The organism is Streptomyces sp. GQ60 (assembly GCF_059758875.1).
Map to the genome: position 1 here is coordinate 96,521 of NZ_JCAXEG010000008.1, position 24,493 is coordinate 121,013.

At 71.4% G+C, this 24,493-nt stretch carries 23 protein-coding genes and 1 pseudogene; 2 read left to right on the forward strand and 22 right to left on the reverse strand.

Going from position 1 to position 24,493, the window contains the following annotated elements:
* Positions 1 to 19 precede the first annotated feature (19 nt).
* Positions 20 to 967, reverse strand: coding sequence for a methionyl-tRNA formyltransferase (gene fmt / locus AC6CKD_RS21225; RefSeq protein WP_498329021.1), 948 nt, complete (start codon positions 965 to 967; stop codon positions 20 to 22).
* Positions 968 to 1,228: 261 nt separating this feature from the next.
* On the opposite strand from fmt, the gene AC6CKD_RS21230 reads away from it, so the two are divergent.
* Entirely contained in the window at positions 1,229 to 1,747 is a 519-nt protein-coding gene (locus AC6CKD_RS21230; protein ID WP_498329022.1) for a hypothetical protein, read from the forward strand.
* Between the two features lie 316 nt (positions 1,748 to 2,063).
* Here AC6CKD_RS21230 and AC6CKD_RS21235 read toward each other — a convergent pair whose 3' ends face one another.
* The 17 genes and pseudogenes from AC6CKD_RS21235 to pyrR all read right to left on the reverse strand — a co-directional run bounded on the left by AC6CKD_RS21235 (position 2,064) and on the right by pyrR (position 20,560).
* The gene (locus AC6CKD_RS21235; RefSeq protein ID WP_498329023.1) at positions 2,064 to 4,283 is read right to left on the reverse strand and encodes a primosomal protein N'; all 2,220 of its coding nucleotides are present in this window, start codon (positions 4,281 to 4,283) and stop codon (positions 2,064 to 2,066) included.
* 16 nt (positions 4,284 to 4,299) lie between these two features.
* Entirely contained in the window at positions 4,300 to 5,508 is a 1,209-nt protein-coding gene (gene metK, locus AC6CKD_RS21240) for a methionine adenosyltransferase (RefSeq protein WP_498329024.1), read from the reverse strand.
* A 195-nt stretch (positions 5,509 to 5,703) separates the two neighbouring features.
* On the reverse strand, positions 5,704 to 6,933 hold the full coding sequence (gene coaBC / locus AC6CKD_RS21245; protein ID WP_498329025.1) for a bifunctional phosphopantothenoylcysteine decarboxylase/phosphopantothenate--cysteine ligase CoaBC: 1,230 nt from the start codon (positions 6,931 to 6,933) through the stop codon (positions 5,704 to 5,706).
* Positions 6,934 to 7,044: 111 nt separating this feature from the next.
* Positions 7,045 to 7,317 (reverse strand): DNA-directed RNA polymerase subunit omega, encoded by a 273-nt coding sequence (gene rpoZ, locus AC6CKD_RS21250; RefSeq protein WP_004948662.1) that lies wholly within the window; start codon positions 7,315 to 7,317, stop codon positions 7,045 to 7,047.
* Between the two features lie 79 nt (positions 7,318 to 7,396).
* Positions 7,397 to 7,960: a guanylate kinase gene (gene gmk / locus AC6CKD_RS21255; RefSeq protein WP_327251766.1), complete on the reverse strand. Its 564-nt coding sequence runs from the start codon at positions 7,958 to 7,960 to the stop codon at positions 7,397 to 7,399.
* 61 nt (positions 7,961 to 8,021) lie between these two features.
* On the reverse strand, positions 8,022 to 8,345 hold the full coding sequence (mihF, locus tag AC6CKD_RS21260) for an integration host factor, actinobacterial type (protein WP_243334344.1): 324 nt from the start codon (positions 8,343 to 8,345) through the stop codon (positions 8,022 to 8,024).
* 245 nt (positions 8,346 to 8,590) lie between these two features.
* Complete coding sequence (locus AC6CKD_RS21265) at positions 8,591 to 8,785, reverse strand: hypothetical protein (protein WP_498329026.1); 195 nt, start codon at positions 8,783 to 8,785, stop codon at positions 8,591 to 8,593.
* 106 nt (positions 8,786 to 8,891) lie between these two features.
* Positions 8,892 to 9,422 (reverse strand): annotated as a pseudogene (locus tag AC6CKD_RS21270) (beta/alpha barrel domain-containing protein); the annotation flags it as partial.
* 71 nt (positions 9,423 to 9,493) lie between these two features.
* Positions 9,494 to 9,838: an iron-sulfur cluster-binding protein gene (locus AC6CKD_RS21275; RefSeq protein WP_498329027.1), complete on the reverse strand. Its 345-nt coding sequence runs from the start codon at positions 9,836 to 9,838 to the stop codon at positions 9,494 to 9,496.
* 524 nt (positions 9,839 to 10,362) lie between these two features.
* Complete coding sequence (gene pyrF / locus AC6CKD_RS21280; protein ID WP_498329334.1) at positions 10,363 to 11,196, reverse strand: orotidine-5'-phosphate decarboxylase; 834 nt, start codon at positions 11,194 to 11,196, stop codon at positions 10,363 to 10,365.
* A gap of 14 nt (positions 11,197 to 11,210) precedes the next feature.
* The gene (locus AC6CKD_RS21285) at positions 11,211 to 12,335 is read right to left on the reverse strand and encodes a quinone-dependent dihydroorotate dehydrogenase (protein ID WP_498329336.1); all 1,125 of its coding nucleotides are present in this window, start codon (positions 12,333 to 12,335) and stop codon (positions 11,211 to 11,213) included.
* A gap of 123 nt (positions 12,336 to 12,458) precedes the next feature.
* Positions 12,459 to 15,767 carry a carbamoyl-phosphate synthase large subunit gene (gene carB, locus AC6CKD_RS21290; RefSeq protein ID WP_498329028.1) on the reverse strand — a complete coding sequence of 1,103 codons (3,309 nt, stop codon included), beginning with the start codon at positions 15,765 to 15,767 and terminating at the stop codon, positions 12,459 to 12,461.
* Positions 15,760 to 16,923 (reverse strand): glutamine-hydrolyzing carbamoyl-phosphate synthase small subunit, encoded by a 1,164-nt coding sequence (gene carA / locus AC6CKD_RS21295; protein ID WP_498329029.1) that lies wholly within the window; start codon positions 16,921 to 16,923, stop codon positions 15,760 to 15,762. The genes carB and carA overlap by 8 nt, the downstream gene beginning before the upstream one ends.
* On the reverse strand, positions 16,920 to 17,501 hold the full coding sequence (locus tag AC6CKD_RS21300; protein ID WP_498329030.1) for a PH-like domain-containing protein: 582 nt from the start codon (positions 17,499 to 17,501) through the stop codon (positions 16,920 to 16,922). Before AC6CKD_RS21300 ends, carA begins: the two co-directional genes overlap by 4 nt.
* Entirely contained in the window at positions 17,498 to 18,784 is a 1,287-nt protein-coding gene (locus tag AC6CKD_RS21305) for a dihydroorotase (RefSeq protein ID WP_399452857.1), read from the reverse strand. Before AC6CKD_RS21305 ends, AC6CKD_RS21300 begins: the two co-directional genes overlap by 4 nt.
* 2 nt (positions 18,785 to 18,786) lie before the next feature.
* The gene (locus AC6CKD_RS21310) at positions 18,787 to 19,776 is read right to left on the reverse strand and encodes an aspartate carbamoyltransferase catalytic subunit (protein ID WP_498329031.1); all 990 of its coding nucleotides are present in this window, start codon (positions 19,774 to 19,776) and stop codon (positions 18,787 to 18,789) included.
* A gap of 193 nt (positions 19,777 to 19,969) precedes the next feature.
* Positions 19,970 to 20,560 carry a bifunctional pyr operon transcriptional regulator/uracil phosphoribosyltransferase PyrR gene (pyrR, locus tag AC6CKD_RS21315; protein WP_498329032.1) on the reverse strand — a complete coding sequence of 197 codons (591 nt, stop codon included), beginning with the start codon at positions 20,558 to 20,560 and terminating at the stop codon, positions 19,970 to 19,972.
* A 240-nt stretch (positions 20,561 to 20,800) separates the two neighbouring features.
* Here pyrR and bldD point away from each other — a divergent pair, with 240 nt between their 5' ends.
* Entirely contained in the window at positions 20,801 to 21,301 is a 501-nt protein-coding gene (gene bldD / locus AC6CKD_RS21320) for a transcriptional regulator BldD (protein ID WP_069929708.1), read from the forward strand.
* 162 nt (positions 21,302 to 21,463) lie between these two features.
* Here bldD and nusB read toward each other — a convergent pair whose 3' ends face one another.
* The 4 genes from nusB to AC6CKD_RS21340 all read right to left on the reverse strand — a co-directional run bounded on the left by nusB (position 21,464) and on the right by AC6CKD_RS21340 (position 24,491).
* On the reverse strand, positions 21,464 to 21,901 hold the full coding sequence (nusB, locus tag AC6CKD_RS21325) for a transcription antitermination factor NusB (RefSeq protein WP_214948214.1): 438 nt from the start codon (positions 21,899 to 21,901) through the stop codon (positions 21,464 to 21,466).
* Between the two features lie 2 nt (positions 21,902 to 21,903).
* Entirely contained in the window at positions 21,904 to 22,470 is a 567-nt protein-coding gene (gene efp, locus AC6CKD_RS21330) for an elongation factor P (RefSeq protein ID WP_243334327.1), read from the reverse strand.
* Between the two features lie 59 nt (positions 22,471 to 22,529).
* Complete coding sequence (locus AC6CKD_RS21335; RefSeq protein ID WP_498329033.1) at positions 22,530 to 23,639, reverse strand: M24 family metallopeptidase; 1,110 nt, start codon at positions 23,637 to 23,639, stop codon at positions 22,530 to 22,532.
* A 93-nt stretch (positions 23,640 to 23,732) separates the two neighbouring features.
* The gene (locus AC6CKD_RS21340) at positions 23,733 to 24,491 is read right to left on the reverse strand and encodes an AAA family ATPase (RefSeq protein ID WP_498329034.1); all 759 of its coding nucleotides are present in this window, start codon (positions 24,489 to 24,491) and stop codon (positions 23,733 to 23,735) included.
* Positions 24,492 to 24,493: the final 2 nt, after the last annotated feature.

A 24,493-nucleotide genomic window follows, 5' to 3' on the forward strand; every position in this document is an offset into this window, starting at 1 on the left:
CGAAGAACTACGAAAAAAATCAGCCTACGTCGGCCCCGCCGCCCAGCCGCTCACCCGGAGCGATCCGCACCCCGCGCGCCCAGTCGGCGGCCTTCATCGGCTTCTTGCCCTGCGGCTGCACCCAGAGCAGCTCCACGGCGTGCGAGCCGGTGCCGACGTGGACGTTGTTCTTGGCCGCGCTCAGGTCGCCCGGCTTCAGGTCGGTCCGGTCCGCGACCAGCCCGACCGAGACCAGCTTGAGCCGCTCCCCCCGGAAGACCGTCCACGCGCCCGGTGCCGGGGTGCAGCCGCGCACCAGCCGGTCCACGCGCATCGCAGGCGCGTTCCAGTCGACCCGGGCGTCCTCGACGGTGATCTTCGGCGCGAGCGAGATCCCGTCGGCGGGCTGCTCGACCGCGCGCAGGGTGCCGTCCTCGATGCCGTCCATGGTGGCGACCAGCAGTCCGGAGCCGGCGAAGGCAAGGCGGGTCAGCAGGTCGCCGCTGGTGTCGGTGGGCCGGATCTCCTCGGTGAGGATCCCGAAGACCGGGCCCGTGTCCAGCCCCTCCTCGATCCGGAAGGTGGAGGCACCGGTGACCTGGTCCCCCGCCATGATCGACTGCTGAACGGGCGCGGCGCCGCGCCACGCGGGCAGCAGCGAGAAGTGCAGGTTGACCCAGCCGTGCTTCGGGATGTCCAGGGCGCTCTTGGGGATCAGCGCGCCGTACGCGACCACCGGGCAGCAGTCGGGGTCGATCTCGCGCAGCCGGGCCTGGAAATCGGGGTCGCGCGGCCGGGCGGGCTTGAGCACCTCGATGCCGGCTTCCTCCGCGCGCTCGGCGACGGGGCTGGCGACGAGGCGACGGCCTCGGCCGGCCGGCGCGTCGGGCCGGGTGACGACGGCGGCGACCTCGTGGCGCCCGGAGGCGATCAGAGCGTCCAGGGCGGGCACGGCGACCTCGGGGGTGCCTGCGAAGACGAGCTTCACTGGGGTCTACCTCGCTATCTCGGCTGTCAGCAGCACATCAGTCTATGGTCTGTCCGCCCACGGTCCCACCTGCGTCGCGCCGCCCGCCCGAGGGGGCGTACGCACACACGCGCGCCCCTCGCATATGCCGACACGCCCCCATAGCGTGACCTGCCCACCGGGTAGCGCGTTGGTCAAGAGAGATTGACCGAAACGGGCCGCGAAACAGAACGGTGTCTGCGGCCCGATCCGCTCTTCAGCACCGGTTCGAGAGGCTTCTTCATGGCCGACCACGCCACCCACGACGCCCAAGCACGGGCCAGCCTGCACCTCCTGGTGCGGGACATCGAGCGGGTTCGCCGGCAGGTGGATGCTCTGCGTACGCTCACCGCTCAGCTCGGCAACGTCTACCGCCCGCGCCGTTCAGGCCCCTCCACGGGCTTCGTCGTCTACGGCCGGGCACCCGCGCCCACCGTCCGCCTCGCGCAGGAGCTGCGGGACAGCGTCGAGACGCTGGTCACCGCCGCGGTGGACTTCGACCGCTCGCTCGGCTTCTCGTGGGACGCGGTCGGCTCGGCGCTCGGCGTCACCAAGCAGGCCGTCCACCGGCGCTACGGTGCCCGGCGGGCGCAGAGCGCCGAGCCCGGCGCCGAGCGGGAGCCGCTGGCCGAGGGCACGACGACCCGGACCCTGGGACCGCTGCCCACGATCCCGGCGGCGCGCTCGGTGCCGCCGCAGCCGGTGCGCGAGGAGGCGGGCGCATCCCGCCCCGGCGCCTTCCCCGGCCCCCGCAACGGCTGACCCTTTCCCGTCGGGACGCCGACCCCCGACGAGCCCGCCCCCGGCGACCCGGCCCCAGGCCACCCCGCCGGGGGCTCCGTCGTTCCCGGCACCCGCCAAGGAACGGAAGACATGGGGTCCCCTACCCGCCCTCCGCCCGTTCCCCGGGCTCTGCCCGGACCCGGGACCGGGCAGAGCCCGGAGCCCTTTTCCAGCCCGTCCGGCGTTTGAGGACCGGGTCCGGGCGGAGCCCGGGGAACGGTGGAAGGGCGGGTAGGGGACAGCCCCGCAGGGCCCGCCTGTCCGGTCGGGCCGGGCCTGTCCGAGCCGGGAGTGCCTAGCCGATGTCCAGCGGATCGATCCGGATCCGGACCGCCTCCGCCGCCGGAACCCCCCGCGCCAGCCGAGCCACCTGCGCGGCCTTCAGCGCAGCCGCCAGCGCGGCCCCGCTCCCCGGCGGGACCCTGACCAGCGCCCGCTCCCCCGGAGACGGCTCCCCCCGCAGCGCGGGCAGCGGGACCGGCCCCAGCACCTCCGCGTCCGGGGGCAACCCGGCCCCCGCCAGGAAGGCTTCGACGACCTCCGCGCCGGCCCCGGAGACCGCCGCCATCCGGGACACCGGCGGGAACCCGAGCTGCGCCCGCTCCGCGAGCTCCCGCACCGCGTGCCCGACGGGATCCCACCGCACCAGCGCCTGCACCGGCCGCAGCGTCGGCTCGGCGACGACCACCACCTGCCCGTCTCCCCGTACCAGCGAGGCCGCCGCGATCCAGCGCCGCAGCGCGTCCTCGCTCGCCCGCAGGTCGGGCCGGCTCAGCATGGCCCAGCCGTCCAGCAGCAGCGCCGCCGCGTACCCGGCGCCCGCCGCGACCGGCTCGGCACCGGGCGTGGACACCACCAGCGCGGGCCGGTCCGGCACCTCGTCCAGGATGTGGTCGCGCCCGGAGGTCCGTACCGGGACGGCCGGGAAGGCCCGGCCCAGCTCCTCGGCGGTCCGCCGCGCGCCCACCACCTGGGCCCGCAGCCGGAACGATCCGCACTCCTCGCAGTGCCAGGCCGGCTCGGCCCGCCCGCACCACCCGCAGTGCAGGTCCCGCGCGTCGGGCGCCTCCAGCGGCCCCGCGCAGGCCGTGCACCGCGCCGGCGTCCGGCACCGCTCGCACGCCAGCCGGGGCACGTAGCCGCGCCGGGGCACCTGGACGAGTACGGGCCCGGTCTTCAGCCCCTCCCGTACGGTCTCCCACGCGAGGCTCGGCAGCCGGGCGGCCCGCGCGGCCCCGTCCCGGGCCAGCAGCTCGTCGCCGACGGTCCGGATCCGCGGCGCGTACGTCCGTACCGTCTCGCGGTCGGCGACCAGCGGCCGGGCCCAGCCGGACTCGACGAGCTGCGCGGCCTCCACCGTGCAGCTCGTGCTGCCCACCAGGAAGCCGCAGCCGTCGGTGACCGCGCGCAGTTCCAGTACCTCCCGCACGTGCGGGAACGGGGCGTGGACGTCGCTGTGGCTGGAGTCGCCGTCGTCCCAGACGGCGACGAGCCCGAGGTCCCGTACGGGAGCGAACATCGCGGCCCGGGTGCCGACCACGGCCCGCACCGAGCCCCGGCTGACGGCCAGCCACTGGCGGTAGCGCTTCTCCGGCCCGGACTCGGCGGTCAGCAGCGCGTGCCGCCCCTCGCCGAGCAGGGCGGTCAGCGCCGCGTCGACACGGCCCGCGGTGCGCCCGTCGGGGACCACCGCGAGGGCGCCGCGTCCGGAGGCGAGGGTGGCGGCCATGGCGCGGGCCAGCTCGTCGGCCCAGCCGGGGCCGGGCAGGGCCGTCCACACGGCACGCGGGGTACCACCGCCCGCCAGGGCCCGCAGGAAGCCGGGGCCCGCTCCGTAGCGCTCCCAGCCGGCGGGCTCGGGCGCGGCGGGCGGGGGGAGCGGTTCGGGGGACGGCTTGGCCTCTGCGCGGGCGCTGCGGGCGGGCAGCGCGAGCTGGAGCACGTCCGCGAGGCTGCCGGCGTACCGGTCGGCGACGGCGCGGGCGAGGGCGAGCATCCGGGGACCGAGGACGACCTCGGGCGAGACGACCTGGGCGAGGGCAGCGAGGGCCCCGTTGTAGTCGGACTCGGCGCGGCGCTCGATGACGAAGCCGTCGATGAGCCCCCCGCCCTCGCGGCGGCCGCCGTGGACCCGGTGGGAGCCCGCGCCGAATCGGACCCGGACACGGACACCGGGCTGGGCGGACTCGGCGAGCTCGGCGGGGACCGCGTAGTCGAAGAGCCGGTCGAGGTGGAGCACGCCCTTGTTCACGAGGACCCGGGCCACGGGCAGCTCCTCGGCCACGGAGGCCCCGCGCCACGTTCGCGGTTTGGCTTTGGGCGCCTTGGCCTTCGCCTCCGCGACCATCTCCCGCATCAGCGCGAGCTGCTCCGGCGGACCTCCCGGTCCGCTCTGCTCCCCCGCGTCATTGGTGCTGCTCACACCCGCATTCTTACCAAACCCCACCGACAACGGCGGACGGGGCGCCGCACGCGGACGGCCCCGGACCACAGGGGTCCGGGGCCGTCCGTCCATCGGGTGCTGCGGGGTCCTACAGGCCGGCGGCGGTGCGCAGGGCATCCACGCGGTCGGTGCGCTCCCAGGTGAAGTCCGGCAGCTCCCGGCCGAAGTGGCCGTACGCGGCGGTCTGGGCGTAGATCGGGCGCAGCAGGTCGAGGTCGCGGATGATCGCGGCCGGGCGCAGGTCGAAGACCTGGCCGATGGCGTTCTCGATCTTTTCCACGTCGACCTTGTGCGTGCCGAAGGTCTCCACGAACAGACCGACGGGCTCGGCCTTGCCGATGGCGTACGCGACCTGGACCTCGCAGCGCGAGGCGAGGCCGGCGGCGACCACGTTCTTGGCGACCCAGCGCATCGCGTAGGCGGCGCTGCGGTCGACCTTGGACGGGTCCTTGCCGGAGAAGGCGCCGCCGCCGTGGCGGGCCATGCCGCCGTAGGTGTCGATGATGATCTTGCGGCCGGTCAGGCCGGCGTCGCCCATCGGGCCGCCGATCTCGAAGCGGCCGGTCGGGTTGACCAGCAGGCGGTAGCCCTCGGTGTCCAGCTTGATGCCGTCCTCGACGAGCTGGGCCAGCACGTGCTCGACCACGAACTCACGGATGTCCGGAGCGAGCAGCGAGTCCAGGTCGATGTCCGCCGCGTGCTGCGAAGACACGACGACCGTGTCGAGACGGACGGCCTTGTCACCGTCGTACTCGATGGTGACCTGGGTCTTGCCGTCGGGACGCAGGTAGGGGATGGTCCCGTTCTTGCGGACCTCGGACAGCCGCTTGGACAGCCGGTGCGCGATGTGGATCGGGAGCGGCATCAGCTCGGGCGTCTCGTCGCAGGCGTAGCCGAACATCAGGCCCTGGTCGCCGGCACCCTGCTTGTCGAGCTCGTCCTCGTCGCCCTCGACGCGCTTCTCGTAGGCGGTGTCGACACCCTGCGCGATGTCCGGGGACTGCGCGCCGATGGACACCGACACGCCGCACGAGGCGCCGTCGAAGCCCTTCTTCGAGGAGTCGTAGCCGATCTCGAGGATCTTGTCGCGGACGAGCTGCGCGATCGGCGCGTACGCCTTCGTCGTCACCTCTCCCGCGATGTGGACGAGACCGGTGGTGATGAGGGTCTCCACGGCGACGCGCGAGGTCGGGTCCTCGGTGAGGAGCGCGTCGAGAATGGTGTCGCTGATCTGGTCAGCGATCTTGTCGGGGTGACCCTCGGTCACAGACTCCGAGGTGAACAGGCGACGGGACACAACGCTCCCTGGGGTTGCAGCGGCTGCTGGCTGAAATTTTGGTGGAACCACATCGGAGGCTGCGCCCGATCACGTCCCGGCTGCAGTTTATCGGTCGCCACCGTTCGCTGGACCACCCGTCTCGCCCTATGGGAGCCGTGTGACCTGCGACACTCCATTCTTACCCAAGCAGCAGCCCGCTGAAAGAGCCTCCGCTCAGGCGCGTCGCGCCCCGAGGCGCGGTACCACCTGATCCCACACCACGTCTGCGAGCGACTCCTTCGGACCGTAGGGGACGGCCAACTCGCTTCCGTCGGAGGACAGGATGACCGCCTCGTTCTCCTCGGAACCGAAGGTCTTCGCCTCACCCACCTCGTTGACGACGAGAAGGTCACACCCCTTGCGGAGGAGCTTTGTACGCCCGTTCGCGAGCACGTCGTCGGTCTCGGCGGCGAAGCCCACCACGACCTGGCCCTCCCGAGCCCGGTCGGCGGAAATCTCCGCAAGAATGTCTGGATTTCGTACGAGGACGACCGGTGCGGGCTCCTGCCCGTCCTTCTTCTTGATCTTCCCACCCGCGTACTCGGCCGGCCGGAAGTCGGCCACGGCCGCGGCCATCACCACCGCGTCGGCGTCCGCGGCGGCCTTGAGTACGGCCTCGCGGAGCTGCAGCGCCGTCCCCACCCGTACGAGGTCCACCCCGGCCGGGTCGGCGAGAGCGGTGTTGGCGGAGACCAGGGTGACCCGGGCGCCGCGGGCGACCGCGGTACGGGCGAGGGCGTAGCCCTGCTTGCCCGAGGAGCGGTTGCCGAGGAAGCGGACGGGGTCCAGCGGTTCGCGCGTCCCGCCCGCGCTGATCACCACGTGCCGGCCGGCGAGGTCGGGCTCGGCCACCCCGCCGGCGCGGCCGCGCCTTCTCAATACGTTCGCGCACACCTCGAAGATCTCCTCGGGGTCGGGCAGCCGCCCCTTGCCGGTGTCCTTGCCGGTGAGCCGGCCGACGGCGGGCTCGATGACCACGGCACCGCGCCGGCGCAGCGTGGCCACGTTCTCCCGGGTGGCCGGGTGCTCCCACATCTCGGTGTGCATCGCGGGTGCGAACACCACGGGGCAGCGCGCGGTGAGGAGGGTGTTGGTGAGCAGGTCGTCCGCCAGCCCGTGGGCGGCCTTGGCGAGCATGTCGGCGGTGGCGGGGGCGACGACGACGAGGTCGGCGGACTGCCCGATGCGTACGTGCGGCACCTCGTGGACGCTCTCCCAGACCTCGGCGGAGGCCGGGTTGCCGGAGAGGGCGGCCCAGGTGGCTTCCCCGACGAAGTTCAGCGACGCGGCCGTCGGCACCACGCGTACGTCGTGCCCGGACTCGGTCAGCCGGCGCAGCAGCTCGCACGCCTTGTAAGCGGCGATCCCGCCGCTGACTCCGAGCACGACCTTCGGCTTACCCACCACACACGCCCCTTCGGCTGATGACCACCATCACACCTCTATGACACCTATGACACACCACAGGCCCGGCAGATGTTCTGCCGGGCCTGTGGTGAAAGGAAAACTCGTGCCTTACTGAGCCGGGGCCTCGATGGCCTCGGAGGTCAGCAGACCCGCGTTGATCTCGCGCAGCGCGATCGAAAGCGGCTTCTCGTGGACGTGGGTGTCCACCAGCGGGCCGACGTACTCGAGCAGGCCCTCACCGAGCTGCGAGTAGTACGCGTTGATCTGACGCGCGCGCTTGGCCGCGTAGATCACGAGGCTGTACTTCGAGTCCGTGGCCTCGAGCAGCTCGTCGATCGGCGGGTTGATGATGCCCTCGGGCGCAGTAATGGAAGAGGACACGCTCTACCTTCCGAAGATGGGGTAAGACCTAGATGTGTCGGATTCGGACCGTGCGGACCGGTTGAACACCGGTCAACGATCAGACGACATTCATCAACGTTAGCAGCTCGCGCGCCACGTCCTCGACCGAGGTGTTGACCAGGGTGGTGTCGAACTCGGATTCGGCAGCCAGTTCGATCTTGGCGGCGCCGAGCCTGCGCTCGACGACCTCCGCCGATTCGGTGCCCCGGCCGGTGAGCCGGCGGACCAGCTCGTCCCAGCTCGGAGGAGCCAGGAAGACCAGCTGTGCCTCGGACATGGACTCGCGTACGAGCCGTGCGCCCTGGAGGTCGATCTCCAGCAGGACCGGCTCGCCGTTCTCCAGGCGTTCCAGCACTGCGCCGCGGGGTGTGCCGTAGCGGTTGCCCGCGAACTCGGCCCACTCCAGCAGCTCGCCGTTGGCGATCAGCTTGTCGAACTCGTCGTCGTTGACGAAGAAGTAGTGGACTCCGTGTCGCTCACCGGGCCGCGGCTTGCGGGTGGTGGCCGACACCGAGAGCCAGACCTCGGGGTGAACCTTGCGCATATGCGCGACGACCGTGCTCTTGCCGACCCCCGAAGGGCCGGAGAGCACGGTCAGCCGCGGACGAACCTCTGCTGCCATAGAGCGATTATCCAGCTTCTCGGGACTGCCTGAGAACGCTGGGAGAACTTCGGACGACGCCTTAGGCGGCGTTGCCGCCGAACTCGCGCTCCAGAGAGGCGATCTGGTTGGAACCGAGACCTCGGACACGCCGGGACTCGGAGATGCCGAGGCGCTCCATGAGCTGCTTGGCGCGCACCTTGCCGACGCCAGGCAGGGACTCCAGGAGAGCGGAAACCTTCATCTTGCCGATGACGTCGTTCTCCTGACCCAGCTTGATGACGTCATGCAGGGAGGCGCCGGAGTGCTTGAGTCGATTCTTCACCTCGGCCCGCTCCCGGCGAGCCGCGGCGGCCTTTTCGAGCGCTGCTGCGCGCTGTTCAGGGGTAAGGGGCGGAAGAGCCACGCCTACGTCACCTCGGATGTCGAACTGTCGGATACGGACCAGTGAGATGCCGGAAGGCATCACACCAGGCGAGTTCCCGAACAGCGGTGGTGCTCGATCGCTGCTCGTTCACTCTGCTCGGAGACTAGCGGCCATGACCGCTCCAGTCAGCGAGAACGGACGAAAAGTCCTGGTCAGCCTCCACTGAACCGTACATCACGGACAAACCACCCCGGTTTTGTCCGGTGAAAGACGTTCGAATTTCGTCAGAGAGTGCGATGAGACCGTCCGACGGCGTCCTCGAACGCCCCGATCCCGCGTGCGGCGAGTGCCGCGCGCAGGTCGTCACGGATCCTCAGGGGCGCGGACGGATCGTTGAACAGCGCGGTCCCCACCGCCACGCCCGAAGCGCCGGCGAGGACGAATTCGAGCGCGTCCCGGCCGGAGGCGATCCCGCCCATCCCGAGGACGGGGACCCGCCGGACGGGCGCCGGCCGCCGGCATCGCCCCGTGGACCTGGTGGACGCAGCGGACGGCGACGGGCCGGATCGCCGGGCCGGAGAGGCCGCCGGTGACCCCGGCGAGGGCCGGGCGCATGGTGTCGGTGTCGATGGCCATCCCGAGGACGGTGTTGATCATCGAGAGCCCGTCGGCGCCATCCTCCGTGCACGCGGCGGCCACGTCGGTGATCCGTGTCACATCGGGGGTCGGCTTGGCGTAGACGGGCAGCGCGGGGTCGGCCGCGGCCTTGACCGCCTTGACCATCTCGAAGGAGGCCTCGGCGTCGCAGCCGAAGACGAGACCGCGGTTCGCGACGTTGGGGCAGGAGATGTTGGCCTCGATGCCGACCACTCCGGGCCGCCCGGTCAGCCGGGCGGCCGCCTCGGCGAACTCCTCCGTACGCTCGCCCGCGACCGATACCAGGACCCGTGCCCCGCGCTCGGCCAGCCAGGGCAGATCGTGCTCGACGAAGCGGTCGATGCGGAGCCCTGGAGCCCGATGGAGTTCAGCATCCCGCTCGGGGTCTCGGCCATCGCAGCCGGAGGCGGTGGAGACGGGGTTCGGGAGGGTGACGCGGGCACCGAGGGGTGCGGACATGCCCACGTCTTCGGGCCTGAGGGCACTCACAGGGCTCGGAGGACTCAGAGGACGCGGAGGGCTCGGAGGATTCACCGGTCGCTCGCCTTCGGGGTCATGGCGGCCGCGCCTTCGAGGTCCTCGGGCAGGGTTCCGGCGTCGTCCCAGCGGACGGTGGTGCCGTCGAAAACGGGTCCGGATGTGCAGGAGCGAAGGAATCGGATGACGCCGTCGGGGCCGGTGACGGGCAGGACGCAGCTCATGCAGATCCCGATGCCGCAGGCCATGGCCTCTTCGACGGCGGTGTGGGCGGCGGCTCCGGCGGCGGTCTCCGTGACGGCCTTGAGCATGCCCATCGGACCGCAGGAGTGGACCTCGGTGGCCCCGATGGGGCACGCGGGGCGCTCCGTCCGGGCGTAGGGGCCGTAACCCCCCACCCCATGATCGCCCGGGGCCGTCCCGCACCAGACCGGTCCGAAGCCCCGACCTGCCGGGCCGTACGCCCTGCCCCCAGCCGCGCCCACACCCTCCCGCTGCGCGGGGCGGAGTCCCCTACCCGCCCTTCCACCGTTCCCCGGGCCAGCCCAGACCCGGTCCTCAAACGCCGGACGGGCTGGGAAGGGGTACCGGGCTGCGCCCGGACCCCCTGGGGCTCCGCCCCAGACCCCGGTCCTCAAACGACGGACGGCTGAAAAGCCAGACCCCGGCCCTCGCGCGCCGGACCGCTGAAAAGCCGGACCCCCGCCCGCCAGACCCCGCGCCTCGAACGCCGGCGAGGCCGGATTTGGCCGACGCCGGCTCGCACGCGCAGCGCACTCCCAGCCCCTCCGGCGTTTGAGGAGCGGGGGTCCGGGGGCGGGGCCCCCGGAAACGGCGCCGCACGCGACAAGGGGTCCGGGGCGGCCCGGGGAACGGGCGACGGCCGGGTAGGGGACCCGGGCCCGCGCGGCGGACCCGTCGGCTACGCCTCGACCGCGGTGCGGATCTCGTCCGCGAAGGTCTGGGCCGCAGCCCGGAGCGCGGCCGCGTCGGGGCCGTGCTTCAGGACGCCCCGCGACACGTTCGGCACGACGTTGCGGACGGCCGAGCCGAACACCGACGGAAGGTCCGCCGCCGTCGCGCCCTGCGCCCCGATGCCGGGGGCCAGCAGCGGCCCGTTGATGTCCAGGTCGAAGGAGGACAGGTCCCCGAGGGTCGCCCCGACCACGGCTCCGAAGGAGCCCATCGGGGAGGCACCCGCGTTCTCCGCCGCCAGGTGGGCCAGCATCGTCGCGCCGATCGTCCGGCCGTCCTCCCGTACCGCCCGCTGGACCTCCGCACCCTCCGGGTTGGAGGTCAGGGCGAGGACGAACAGACCGGCCCCCGACGCCCGCGCCAGCTCCACCGCGGGAGCGAGCGAGCCGTAGCCCAGGTACGGGGAGACCGTCAGCGCGTCGGAGAAGAGCGGCGAGGACGGTGAGAGGAAGGTCTCCGCGTACGCGGCCATCGTCGAGCCGATGTCACCGCGCTTCGCGTCCATGACGACCAGCGTGCCCGCCGCGCGGGCGTCGGCCACCGTCTGCTCCAGTACGGCGATACCGCGCGAGCCGAACCGCTCGAAGAACGCCACCTGCGGCTTGAAGACCGCGACCGAGTCGGCGAGCGCCTCGACCACCGTGCGGGAGAACTTCTCCAGGCCCGCGATGTCGTCGTTCAGGCCCCAGGAGGCCAGCAGCGCCGCGTGCGGGTCGATGCCGACGCACAGCGGGCCACGGGTGTCCATAGCCTCGCGCAGCCGCGTACCGAACGGGATCACAGGAGTCGCAGGGGTCACAGCGCGGCCTTTCGGGTTTCCGCGCCCACCGCTTCGGCGAGCGTCGCGTACGGGCTGGCGGCCAGGCGCGCGGCCAGGCCCTTGTGGATGGCGCGGGCGTAGCAGGGGCCCTCGTAGATGAAGGCGCTGTAGCCCTGGACCAGGCTGGCGCCGGCCAGGATCCGCTGCCAGGCGTCCTCGGCGTTCTCGATGCCGCCGACGCCGACCAGGACCAGCCGGTCGCCGACGCGGGCGTACAGCCGGCGCAGGACCTCCAGCGAGCGCTCCTTGACCGGGGCGCCGGACAGGCCGCCGGTCTCCTTGATCAGCGACGGGTCGGACTTCAGGCCCAGGCCCTCGCGGGCGATCGTCGTGTTCGTCGCGATGACGCCGTCGAGGCCCAGCTCCAGGGCCAGGTCGGCGACCGCGTCCACGTCCTCGTCCGCGAGGTCCGGCGCGATCTTGACGAGCAGCGGGACCCGCCGGTCGGTGACGGCGCGGTCCGCCGCCTCGCGCACGGCGCTCAGCAGGGGCCGCAGGGACTCCGTGGCCTGGAGGTTGCGCAGGCCCGGGGTGTTCGGGGAGGAGACGTTGACGACGAGGTAGTCCGCGTGCCGGGCGAGGCGCTCGGTGGAGGCGACGTAGTCCGCGACGGCCTCCTCCTCGGGAACGACCTTCGTCTTGCCGATGTTGACGCCGACGACCGTCCGGCCGCGCCGTGTGCCGAGGGCCGCCTCACGGGCCGCCAGGCGGTCCGCCACGGCCGCCGAGCCCTCGTTGTTGAAGCCCATGCGGTTGATCAGCGCGCGGTCCGGGACCAGCCGGAACAGCCGCTTCTTCGGGTTGCCGGGCTGGGCCTCGGCGGTGACGGTGCCGATCTCGATGTGGTCGAAGCCGAGCATCGACATCCCGTCGATGGCGACGGCGTTCTTGTCGAAGCCGGCCGCGAGCCCGAAGGGGCCGTGCATCCGCAGTCCGAGGGCCTCGGTGCGCAGGGAGGCGTACCGGGGGGCCAGGTAGGCGGCGACGAAGGTGCGCAGCACCGGAATGCGGGCGGCGAGGCGGATCCAGCGGAAGGCCATGTAGTGGGCCTGCTCCGGGTCCATCCGCTTGAAGACCAGGTTGAAGAAGAGTTTGTACATCGTGCAGGGGTTCCCTTGTGCGCTCATGAAGCTCATGAAGAGGGGGACGACCGTCGCGCTTCGCGCTGGACGGTGTCCCCCTCCCCTCTACGGGCCGTGCGGGCTTCTCGATCCTGGCGGGACCTAGTCGCGGGCCGCCGTCAGCCGCTCCGCGTGCTCCTGGAGCGAGCAGACGCCGACGTCGCCGCGGTTGAGCGCGTCGATGCCCTGGACGGCCGCGGCGAGCGCCTGGACCGTCGTGAGGCACGGGACGCCGCGCGCCACGGCGGCCGTACGGATCTCGTAGCCGTCGAGGCGGCCACCGGTGCCGTACGGGGTGTTGACGATCAGGTCGACCTGGCCGTCGTGGATGAGCTGGACGATGGTCTTCTCGCCGTCCGGGCCCTCGCCCTCGCTGAGCTTGCGCACGACGGTGGCGTTGATGCCGTTGCGGCGCAGGACCTCGGCGGTTCCGGAGGTGGCCATCAGCTCGAAGCCGTGGGCGACGAGCTCGCGCGCCGGGAAGATCATCGTGCGCTTGTCGCGGTTGGCGACGGAGATGAAGGCGCGGCCCTTGGTCGGCAGCGGGCCGTAGGCGCCGGCCTGCGACTTGGCGTACGCCGTGCCGAAGACGGAGTCGATGCCCATGACCTCGCCGGTGGAGCGCATCTCCGGGCCGAGGACGGTGTCGACGCCGCGGCCGTGGATGTCGCGGAAGCGCGACCACGGCATGACGGCCTCCTTGACGGAGATCGGCGCGTCGAGCGGCAGGGTGCCGCCGTCGCCGGTCTTCGGGAGCATGCCCTCTTCGCGGAGCTCGGCGATGGTGGTGCCGAGCGAGATGCGGGCGGCGGCCTTCGCGAGCGGGACGGCGGTCGCCTTCGAGGTGAAGGGGACGGTCCGGGAGGCGCGCGGGTTGGCCTCCAGGACGTAGAGGATGTCACCCGCCATCGCGAACTGGATGTTGATCAGGCCGCGGACGCCGACGCCCTTGGCGATTGCCTCGGTGGAGGCGCGCAGGCGCTTGATGTCGTAGCCGCCGAGGGTGATCGGGGGCAGGGCGCAGGCCGAGTCGCCCGAGTGGATGCCGGCTTCCTCGATGTGCTCCATGACGCCGCCGAGGTAGAGCTCGGTGCCGTCGTAGAGGGCGTCGACGTCGATCTCGATGGCGTCGTCGAGGAACCGGTCGACCAGCACGGGGCGGGTCGGGGAGATCTCGGTGGACTCGGCGATGTACGAGGACAGCCGGTCCTCGTCGTAGACGATCTCCATGCCGCGGCCGCCGAGCACGTACGAGGGGCGTACGAGGACGGGGTAGCCGATCTCGTCGGCGATGGCCTTGGCGCCGGCGAAGGTGGTGGCGGTGCCGTGCTTGGGGGCGGGCAGGCCGGCTTCGGCGAGGACCTGGCCGAAGGCGCCGCGGTCCTCGGCAGCGTGGATGGCCTCCGGCGGGGTGCCGACGACGGGGACGCCGTTGTCCTTGAGGGCCTGGGCGAGGCCCAGGGGGGTCTGGCCGCCGAGCTGGACGATGACACCGGCGATGGGACCCGCGAGGGACTCCGCGTGGACGATCTCCAGCACGTCTTCGAGCGTGAGCGGCTCGAAGTACAGGCGGTCGGAGGTGTCGTAGTCGGTGGAGACGGTCTCCGGGTTGCAGTTGACCATCACGGTCTCGTAGCCGGCGTCGCTGAGGGCGAAGGAGGCGTGGACGCAGGAGTAGTCGAACTCGATGCCCTGGCCGATGCGGTTCGGGCCGGAGCCCAGGATGATGACCGCGGGCTTCTCGCGCGGGGCGACCTCGGACTCCTCGTCGTAGGACGAGTAGAAGTACGGGGTCTTCGCGGCGAACTCGGCGGCGCAGGTGTCGACCGTCTTGTAGACCGGGCGGACGCCGAGCGCGTGGCGGACCTCGCGGACGACGTCCTCGCGCAGGCCGCGGATCTCGGCGATCTGGAAGTCGGAGAAGCCGTGGCGCTTGGCTTCCGCGAGCAGCTCGGGGTGGAGCTTGTCGGCGGCGGCCAGCTCGTCCGCGATCTCCTTGATGAGGAAGAGCTGGTCGACGAACCAGGGGTCGATCTTCGTGTACTCGAAGACCTCTTCCTGGGTGGCGCCGGCGCGGATGGCCTGCATGACGGTGTTGATGCGGCCGTCGGTCGGGCGGACCGCGGTGGCGAGAAGCTCTTCCTTGTCGCCGGTGGGGCCGACGAAGGTGAACTGCGAGCCCTTCTTCTCCAGCGAGCGCAGGGCCTTCTGCAGGGCCTCGGTGAAGTTGCGGCCGATGGCCATGGCCTCGCCCACCGACTTCATGGTGGTGGTGAGGGTGGCGTCGGCGAGCGGGAACTTCTCGAAGGCGAAGCGCGGGGCCTTGACGACGACGTAGTCGAGGGACGGCTCGAAGGAGGCCGGCGTCTTCTCGGTGATGTCGTTGGGGACCTCGTCGAGCGTGTAGCCGATGGCCAGCTTGGCGGCGATCTTGGCGATCGGGAAGCCGGTGGCCTTCGACGCGAGCGCCGAGGAGCGCGAGACGCGCGGGTTCATCTCGATGACGATGACGCGGCCGTCGACCGGGTCGATCGCGAACTGGATGTTGCAGCCGCCGGTGTCGACGCCGACCTCGCGGATGATCGCGATGCCGATGTCGCGCAGCCGCTGGTACTCGCGGTCGGTGAGCGTCATGGCGGGGGCGACGGTGATCGAGTCACCGGTGTGGACGCCCATCGGGTCGAAGTTCTCGATGGAGCAGACGACGACGACGTTGTCCTTGGTGTCGCGCATCAGCTCCAGCTCGTACTCCTTCCAGCCGAGGATGGACTCCTCCAGGAGCACCTCGGTGGTCGGGGAGAGCATCAGGCCCTGGCCGGCGATGCGGCGCAGCTCGTCCTCGTCGTGGGCGAAGCCGGAGCCGGCGCCGCCCATGGTGAAGGAGGGGCGCACGACGACGGGGTAGCCGCCCAGCGTGTCGACGCCCTGGATGATGTCGTCCATCGTGTGGCAGATGACCGAGCGGGCGGACTCGCCGTAGCCGATCTTGGCGCGGACGGCTTCGACGACGCCCTTGAAGAGGTCGCGGTCCTCGCCCTTGTTGATCGCCTCGACGTTGGCGCCGATGAGCTCGACGCCGTACTTCTCCAGCACACCCTGCTCGTGCATGGAGATGGCGGTGTTCAGCGCGGTCTGGCCGCCGAGGGTCGGGAGCAGCGCGTCGGGGCGCTCCTTCGCGATGATCTTCTCGACGAACTCGGGGGTGATCGGCTCGACGTACGTGGCGTCGGCGATCTCCGGGTCGGTCATGATCGTGGCGGGGTTGGAGTTCACCAGGATCACCCGCAGGCCCTCGGCCTTGAGGATGCGGCAGGCCTGGGTCCCGGAGTAGTCGAACTCGGCGGCCTGGCCGATGACGATCGGGCCGGAGCCGATGACCAGGACGGACTGGATATCGGTGCGCTTAGGCACGATCGGCCTCCATCTGGGCGGTGTTCATCAAAGACGTGAAGCGGTCGAAGAGGTACGCGGCGTCGTGCGGGCCGGCGGCCGCTTCGGGGTGGTACTGGACGGAGAAGGCCGGCTGGTCGAGCAGCTGGAGGCCTTCCACGACGTTGTCGTTCAGGCAGACGTGGGAGACCTCGGCGCGGCCGTAGGGGGTCTCGGAGACCTTGTCGAGGGGCGCGTCCACGGCGAAGCCGTGGTTGTGCGCGGTGATCTCGACCTTGCCGGTGGTGCGGTCCTGCACCGGCTGGTTGATGCCGCGGTGGCCGTACTTCAGCTTGTAGGTGCCGAAGCCGAGCGCGCGGCCCAGGATCTGGTTGCCGAAGCAGATGCCGAAGAGCGGGGTCTTGCGGGCGAGGACGCCCTGCATGACGGAGACCGCGTGGTCGGCGGTGGCGGGGTCGCCCGGGCCGTTGGAGAAGAACACGCCGTCGGGGTCGACCGCGTACACGTCCTCGACGGTGGCGGTGGCGGGGAGCACGTGCACCTCGATGCCGCGCTCGGCCATCCGGTGCGGGGTCATGCCCTTGATGCCGAGGTCCACGGCGGCCACGGTGAACTTCTTCTCACCGATCGCGGGAACGACGTACGCCTCCTTGGTGGCGACCTCGGCGGAGAGGTCGGCGCCCTTCATCTGCGGGGCTTCCTTGACGCGGGCCAGCAGGGCGGCGTCGCGGACGCCGTCCCAGGCCTCGCCCGAGAAGATGCCGACGCGCATGGCGCCGCGCTCGCGCAGGTGGCGGGTCAGGGCGCGGGTGTCGATGCCGGAGATCCCGACGACGCCCTGCTTGACGAGCTCCTCGTCCAGCGAGCGCACCGAGCGCCAGTTGGAGGGGACGCGGGCGGGGTCGCGTACGACGTAGCCGGCGACCCAGATGCGGGAGGACTCGGGGTCCTCGTCGTTGACGCCGGTGTTACCCACGTGCGGGGCGGTCATCACGACGACCTGTCGGTGGTACGACGGGTCGGTGAGGGTCTCCTGGTAGCCGGTCATGCCGGTGGAGAACACGGCCTCGCCGAAGGTCTCCCCCACAGCGCCGTAGGCGCGGCCGCGGAAGATCCGACCGTCCTCCAGGACGAGTACGGCGGGAGCTTTGGCTGCTCCCCTGGTGGAGGTCGTCATCGTTCGGCGCCTTCCGTCGTGGTGATTGAGTGGTTCATGAGGTTGATCGCTTCGACCCAGGCGGCGTGTTCGGCCGCGCGGTCGGAGCGGAATCCGGAGTCGATCAGCCTGTCGCCGTGCGCCCATGTGACGACGAGGAGACCGCCCTCGGTGAGTACCTTGCCCGCGATTCCCTTGTCGAGGCGGGCGCCGCGCAGCTGCGCGGCCGGTACGAAGAAGTCGGTGGCACCCGGACGGACCACGTCGAGGCCCGCGTCGGTGAGCGCGAGCTCGACCCGGCTGCGGACGCCCAGTCCGTGGGCGACGATCCGGTCGAGCCACTGCCCGGCGGTCGTGGACCCGTGGTACCGGCCGGTCAGGGCCAGCCGGTGCTCGGGGAGGCCGCCGGGGGCGGCGGGCAGCTCCGGCAGATCGCTCTGCAAGGTGCCGCGCCATTTCCAGCCCTGCCGCATCAGCCAGTACACGAAGGCGATGAAGACGAGCAGACCGATCACCCACGCGATGCGGGCGCCCCAGTCCGTCACCTCCGCCGACTTCCGTGTCGCCTCGGCGGCCAGTTGGATTACTGCAGGTGTCACGCCAGCGTCCCGTCCACGACCGTTGCCCGGCCCCGCAGGAAGGTGTGAGTGACGCGCCCCGGCAGCTCACGGCCCTCGTAAGGCGTGTTGCGGCTGCGGGAGGCGAAGTGTGCGGGGTCCACGACACCACGGTACGAGGTATCGACCAAGGTCAGGTTCGCGGGTTCACCTGCCGAGACGGGGCGTCCGTGGTTCGGGAGGCTGCCGATGCGCGCCGGAGCGAAGGACATGCGTTCGGCGACGCCCGCCCAGTCGAGCAGTCCGGTCTCCACCATCGTCTGCTGGACGACCGAGAGCGCGGTCTCCAGGCCCACCATGCCCATGGCGGCGGCGGCCCACTCGCAGTCCTTGTCCTCGTGCGGGTGCGGGGCGTGGTCGGTGGCGACGATGTCGATCGTGCCGTCGGCGAGCGCCTCGCGCAGGGCCAGCACGTCGGCCTCGGTGCGAAGCGGCGGGTTGACCTTGTAGACCGGGTTGTACGAGCGCACGAGCTCGTCGGTGAGGAGCAGGTGGTGCGGGGTGACCTCGGCGGTGACGTCGATGCCGCGGGACTTGGCCCAGCGGATGATCTCGACGGAGCCGGCGGTGGAGAGGTGGCAGATGTGGACGCGGGAGCCGACGTGCTCGGCGAGCAGGACGTCGCGGGCGATGACCGATTCCTCGGCGACGGCCGGCCAGCCGCCGAGGCCGAGCTCGGCGGAGACGATGCCCTCGTTCATCTGGGCGCCCTCGGTGAGGCGGGGCTCCTGGGCGTGCTGGGCGACGACGCCGCCGAAGGCCTTCACGTACTCCAGGGCGCGGCGCATGATCACGGCGTCGTCCACGCACTTGCCGTCGTCGGAGAAGACGGTGACGCGGGCGGCGGACTCGTGCATGGCACCCAGCTCGGAGAGCTGCTTGCCCTCCAGGCCGACGGTGACGGCGCCGATGGGCTGCACGTCGCAGTAGCCGGACTCCTTGCCCAGGCGCCACACCTGCTCGACGACGCCGGCGGTGTCGGCGACAGGGAAGGTGTTGGCCATCGCGAAGACGGCGGTGTAGCCGCCGGAGGCGGCCGCGCGGGTTCCGGTGAGGACGGTCTCGGAGTCCTCGCGGCCGGGCTCGCGCAGGTGGGTGTGGAGGTCGACGAGGCCGGGGAGGAGGACCTGGCCCGCGGCCTCGATGACGGTCGCGTCGCCGGCGTCGAGGTCCGTGCCCACGGCGGCGATGGTCTCGCCGTCGATCAGGACGTCCTGGACGTCGCCACCGAGTACCTTCGCGCCACGGATAAGGATCTTGCTCATCTTTACTTGCTCTCCTCGGTGCGGGGCGTGCTGGTGGTGGTGACGGCCGGCTCGGAGCCTCCGAGCAGCAGGTACAGGACGGCCATGCGGATCGAGACGCCGTTGGTGACCTGCTCGATGACCGTGCAGCGGTCGGAGTCGGCGACCTCGGCGGTGATCTCCATGCCGCGGACCATGGGGCCGGGGTGCATCACGATGGCGTGCTCGGGCATGCGGGCCATCCTGGCGCCGTCCAGGCCGTAGCGGCGGGAGTACTCGCGCTCGGTGGGGAAGAAGGCGGCGTTCATCCGCTCGCGCTGCACCCGCAGCATCATCACGGCGTCGGACTTCGGCAGCACCTCGTCCAGGCTGTACGAGATCTCGCACGGCCAGGCCTCGACGCCGACCGGCACCAGGGTGGGCGGGGCCACCAGGGTGACCTGGGCGCCGAGGGTGTGCAGCAGGTGGACGTTGGAGCGGGCGACCCGGCTGTGCAGGACGTCGCCGACGATGGTGATCCGGCGTCCGTTCAGGTCCTTGCCGAGCCCGGCGTCCCTGCCGACCAGGCGGCGGCGCATGGTGAAGGCGTCGAGCAGGGCCTGGGTGGGGTGCTCGTGGGTGCCGTCGCCGGCGTTGATCACCGGGGCGTCGATCCAGCCGGAGGTGGCGAGCCGGTAGGGGGCGCCGGAGGCGTGGTGGCGGATGACGACCGCGTCGACGCCCATGGCCTCCAGGGTCTGGGCGGTGTCCTTGAGGGACTCGCCCTTGGAGACGCTGGAGCCCTTGGCCGCGAAGTTGATGACATCGGCGGAGAGGCGCTTCTCGGCGGCCTCGAAGGAGATCCGGGTCCGGGTCGAGTCCTCGAAGAAGAGGTTGCAGATCGTGCGGCCGCGCAGGGTAGGCAGCTTCTTGATCGGCCGGTCCGCGACTCGGGCCATCTCCTCGGCGGTATCGAGGATCAGGACGGCGTCGTCGCGCGTGAGATCGGCGGCCGAGATGAGGTGGCGCTTCATCCGGGTGCTCCGTAAGTCGGTGAGGTCAAAGCCGTGGTGAGGTCAAAGCCGTGGTGAGGTCAAAGCCGTGGTGAGTTCAAAGCCGTGGTGCGGCAAAGCCGTGGTGGGGCGAAGCCGGAGGGCAGACAGGCTGGGGGTACGGGCAGGGCAGGCTCCGGCACGGACCCCGAGGGGCCCGGCCGTCCGCGGGCGGCTACTGCCCGGCTGCCCGGTCGGTCCGCTGGCCGAGCAGTACGGCGTCTCGGCCGTCCTCCTCCTGGACCTGGACCTGGACGTTCTCGCGCAGCGACGTGGGGAGGTTCTTGCCGACGTAGTCGGCGCGGATCGGCAGTTCGCGGTGGCCGCGGTCGACGAGGACCGCGAGCTGCACCGCGCGGGGGCGGCCGAGGTCGCCGAGGGCGTCGAGGGCGGCGCGGATGGTGCGGCCGGAGAAGAGAACGTCGTCGACGAGGACGACCAGGCGGCCGTCGATGTCGTCGCCGGGAATCTCGGTGCGGCCGATCGCCCGGGCCGGCTTCATCCGCAGGTCGTCGCGGTACATGGTGATGTCGAGGGAGCCGACCGGGATCTTCGCACCGGTGATCTCTTCGAGCTTGGCGGCCAGCCGGCGGGCGAGGAACACGCCGCGGGTGGGAATGCCGAGGAGCACCACGTCGTCGGCGCCCTTGGCGCGTTCGACGATTTCGTGGGCGATGCGGGTCAGAACCCGGGCGATGTCCTGCGCTTCGAGAACCGGGCGCATGACGTCGGCAGCCGAATCCTGCTGATCGTGCTGAGTGTCCATGAAAAGGACCTCCTTCTCCGCCTCACGGGACGGACCTTAAAGGACGTCGGATGTACGCGTTCCACGGTACCAGGGAGATTCCCGCGACCTGGCATCGGGGCAGACCAGGCCCCCTCTTAAGTGGGCGTTGGAGACCATTCGGCTTGACGCATCCAAGTAACGCTGCGTAACCTCACAGTGAGTTACCAGCCGCGCGGCGGAGCCGCACGTGGTCATGTCGTCACAGCGTCCGGGAGCGTTATGTCCAGCGAATACGCCAAACAGCTCGGGGCCAAGCTCCGCGCCATCCGCACCCAGCAGGGCCTTTCCCTCCACGGTGTCGAGGAGAAGTCCCAGGGCCGGTGGAAGGCCGTGGTGGTCGGTTCTTACGAGCGCGGAGACCGTGCCGTGACCGTCCAGCGTCTCGCCGAGCTGGCGGACTTCTACGGGGTTCCCGTGCAGGAACTGCTGCCGGGTACGACCCCCGGCGGAGCGGCCGAGCCGCCGCCGAAGCTGCGCCTGGACCTGGAGCGCCTGGCCCACGTGCCCGCCGAGAAGGCCGGCCCGCTGCAGCGTTACGCGGCGACCATCCAGAGCCAGCGCGGCGACTACAACGGCAAGGTGCTGTCGATCCGCCAGGACGACCTGCGCACGCTCGCCGTCATCTACGACCAGTCGCCCTCGGTCCTGACCGAGCAGCTCATCAGCTGGGGCGTGCTGGACGCGGACGCGCGCCGTGCGGTGGCGCACGAGGACATCTAGTCCCCCAAGCCTCAGCAGAAACGTTTACCGGTGGGTGCCGGGAGCCGAAACGCTCCCGGCACCCACCGGTTTTTTCATGCCTCCGGGCATCCCGGGCATACGACGGAGGGCCCGCAGCGCGGTTGCGCTGCGGGCCCTCCGTTCTCGCCGTACCGGCGCCTGTCAGCTCTCGCTGCGGCGCAGCTTCGGCTTGAGGTCCTTGAAGCGGCCGAGCAGCCCGTTCACGAACGAGGGCGACTCGTCCGTGGAGAACTCCTTGGCCAGCTGTACGGCCTCGTCGATGGCCACGGCGTCCGGGGTTCCGTCGACCCAGATCAGCTCGTAGGCACCGAGACGCACGATGTTCCGGTCGACGACCGGCATGCGGTCGAGGTCCCAGTCCACGGCGTAGGTGGCGATCAGATCGTCGATGCGGTCCACCTTGTCGGCGTACCCCTCGACGAGTTCCATGGTGAACTCGTTCACCGCGGGCTGGCGGTCGGTGTCCGACCGCGAGTGGCGGACCCAGTCCGCGAGGACCTCGCGCACGGAGACCCCGCGCTGGTCGGCCTCGAACAGGATCTGGAAAGCGCGCTTGCGCGCGTTGCTCCGGGCAGCCACGGTTAGCTGTTCACCCGGCCGAGGTAGTCGCTGGTGCGGGTGTCGACCTTGATCTTCTCGCCGGTGTTGATGAAGAGCGGGACCTGGATCTCGTGGCCCGTCTCCAGCGTCGCCGGCTTGGTGCCACCGGTCGAGCGGTCGCCCTGGACGCCCGGGTCGGTGTGCTCGATGGTCAGTTCGACGGCGGCCGGGAGCTCGACGTAGAGCACCTCGCCCTCGTGGCGGGCCACGGAGGCGGTGAAGCCCTCGATCAGGAAGTTGGCGGCGTCGCCGACGGCCTTCTTGTCGACCATCAGCTGGTCGAAGTCCTCCATGTCCATGAAGACGAAGTACTCGCCGTCCATGTAGGAGAACTGCATGTCGCGGCGGTCGATGGTGGCCGTCTCGACCTTGGTGCCGGCGTTGAACGTCTTGTCGACGACCTTGCCGGACATGACGCTCTTCAGCTTGGTGCGCACGAAGGCCGGGCCCTTGCCGGGCTTGACGTGCTGGAACTCGACGACGGACCAGAGCTGGCCCCCGTCGAGCTTCAGCACCATGCCGTTCTTGAGGTCGTTCGTGGAAGCCACGGTGTGGGAATCTCCTGCACTGGAAGACCACGGGTGCGCGCCCAGCCCGGCGACGCGGGCTAGAGCGCGAGCAGCTCCTTGGTCGTAATGGTGAGTAGCTCGGGACCGCCGTCCGCCTCGGGGCGTACGACGAGCGTGTCATCGATCCGGACACCACCCCGGCCAGGGAGGTGAACCCCCGGTTCGACGGTGACCGGCACGCAAGCGTCCAGTTTACCCATGGCCGTAGGTGCAAGCTGCGGGTCCTCGTCGATTTCGAGACCGACGCCGTGTCCGGTCCATCCCGCGAGGGCCTCTCCGTGACCTGCGGAGTCGAGGACGGAGCGGGCCGCGTGATCCACGTCGCGGTACGCGGCCCCGGGCACCAGGGCCTCCCGGCCCGCCCGCTGGGCGGCGAAGACGAGTTCGTACAGCTCGATCTGCCAGTCGGCGGGGGTCGTGCCGATCACGAAGGTGCGGCCGATCTCGCAGCGGTAGCCCCGGTAGTTCGCGCCGAGGCAGACGGAGAGGAAATCACCCTCCTCGACCCGCCGGTCCGAGGGCCGGTGCCGGGAGCGGCCGGAGTGCGGGCCGGTGCCGACGGAGGTCGGGAAGGCCGGGCCGTCGGCCCCGTGGTCCACGAGCCGGCGTTCCAGTTCCAGGGCCAGGTGCCGTTCGGTGCGGCCCACCAGGATCGATTCCAGCAGCTCACCGAGGGCCTGGTCGGCGATCTCGGCTGCGATCCGCAGGCAGGCGATCTCCTCCTCGTCCTTGACGAGGCGCTGCTGTTCCACGGCGGTCCCCAGATCGGCCAGGCGCAGCCCCGGTGCCACCGAGCTCAGGGCGCGGTGCCGGCCGACGGTGAGGTGGTGTTCCTCGACGGCGAGGGATTCGGCGCGGGCCGCGGAGGCCGCGTCGGCCGCCGCGACGGCGGGATCCGCGCCGGGGCCGGCCAGCACGGAGAGCCGTAGGTTCTCGTCGAGCCGTCCCTCGTCCGCCTCCCCGGTGGGCGGCCCTGCGCAGAACAGCATGTCCTCGCCGCCCGGACCGACCAGCAGGACGGCGCCCAGCGGCGACGCCCCGGAGAGGTAGCGGACGTTCGCCGGACGCGTGATGAGTGCGGCGGCGTTTCCGGCGGCCGCACAGCGGTCGCGAAGCAGGCCCCGGCGGGCCGCGTACACGTCTGACATGTTTCCGAGCCTACGAGCGCGGCGCGCATCCGGCCCGGCGAGCGCAGCCGTACGGGGCCCGGCCGGGGACCCCGGGCGCCGCGGGCGGGGTTTTCAGTAGGCCGGCTGCGAGATGACGCGGGCCAGGGTCTCGTCCAGGGCGCGGGCGGTCCCCTCGACGTCCAGGTGGGAGTTGTCGATGATCGGCAGCCCGGATCCGTACCAGCCGGCCATCCGGCCGTGGATGCGCGCGACCTCCTCGTCGGAGAGCCGCCGGTTCCCGGAGCGGGCGGCGTTGCGCTCCAGGACGATCTCCAGGCCGGGCAGCAGGACCACCGGCAGCAGAGCGGGCCCCACATGGCGCTTCCAGCCGCCGAGGCCCACCACCGGCCGGTCCGGGAACACGGCGTCGTCGAGGATGCAGGAGATCCCGTTGGCCAGGAAGTTCCGGGCGGCGAAGCCGCAGGTGCGGCGGGCGAGGCGGTACTGCGCCTCGGAGTGGTCGTTCCAGCCGGACTGTGGATCCGCGAAGCCGGAGCAGACCCATTCCCGTACGTCGTCCAGGCTTATGTGCGCGGTGGGGACGGGCCGGGTGCCGGCCCAGTGGCGGGCCACCGTTGTCTTGCCGGCACCCGCGGGGCCGATCAGCAGGACCGCGAGGGTGGCGCCGCCGGTGCCGGGAGCGGCGGGCGGCAGCGGGACGTGCCCGGTGAACCCGTCCGGCGCACCCGGCGCGGCCAGGGGCACGGAGGGCCCGGACGGCATGGCGGACACGGGCCAGCCCGCCACGGGCGGTACCGGCGGTTGCGGGGGCGACGCCGGGTGCTGACTCCCCGGCGGCTCCCAGCCCCCGCCTCCCATGCCCTGCTGCATCC

Excerpts from the sequence above, each read along its gene's own strand:
- AC6CKD_RS21230 (WP_498329022.1), top strand. The coding sequence starts at position 1,229 with ATGGCCGACCACGCCACCCACGACGCCCAAGCACGGGCCAGCCTGCAC.
- AC6CKD_RS21235 (WP_498329023.1), bottom strand. The coding sequence starts at position 4,283 with ATGGACGGACGGCCCCGGACCCCTGTGGTCCGGGGCCGTCCGCGTGCG.
- gmk (WP_327251766.1), bottom strand. The coding sequence starts at position 7,960 with ATGGCAGCAGAGGTTCGTCCGCGGCTGACCGTGCTCTCCGGCCCTTCG.
- AC6CKD_RS21265 (WP_498329026.1), bottom strand. The coding sequence starts at position 8,785 with ATGGGCGGGATCGCCTCCGGCCGGGACGCGCTCGAATTCGTCCTCGCC.
- AC6CKD_RS21285 (WP_498329336.1), bottom strand. The coding sequence starts at position 12,335 with ATGTACAAACTCTTCTTCAACCTGGTCTTCAAGCGGATGGACCCGGAG.
- carA (WP_498329029.1), bottom strand. The coding sequence starts at position 16,923 with ATGACGACCTCCACCAGGGGAGCAGCCAAAGCTCCCGCCGTACTCGTC.
- AC6CKD_RS21305 (WP_399452857.1), bottom strand. The coding sequence starts at position 18,784 with ATGAGCAAGATCCTTATCCGTGGCGCGAAGGTACTCGGTGGCGACGTC.
- AC6CKD_RS21310 (WP_498329031.1), bottom strand. The coding sequence starts at position 19,776 with ATGAAGCGCCACCTCATCTCGGCCGCCGATCTCACGCGCGACGACGCC.
- pyrR (WP_498329032.1), bottom strand. The coding sequence starts at position 20,560 with ATGGACACTCAGCACGATCAGCAGGATTCGGCTGCCGACGTCATGCGC.
- bldD (WP_069929708.1), top strand. The coding sequence starts at position 20,801 with ATGTCCAGCGAATACGCCAAACAGCTCGGGGCCAAGCTCCGCGCCATC.
- AC6CKD_RS21335 (WP_498329033.1), bottom strand. The coding sequence starts at position 23,639 with ATGTCAGACGTGTACGCGGCCCGCCGGGGCCTGCTTCGCGACCGCTGT.
- AC6CKD_RS21340 (WP_498329034.1), bottom strand. The coding sequence starts at position 24,491 with ATGCAGCAGGGCATGGGAGGCGGGGGCTGGGAGCCGCCGGGGAGTCAG.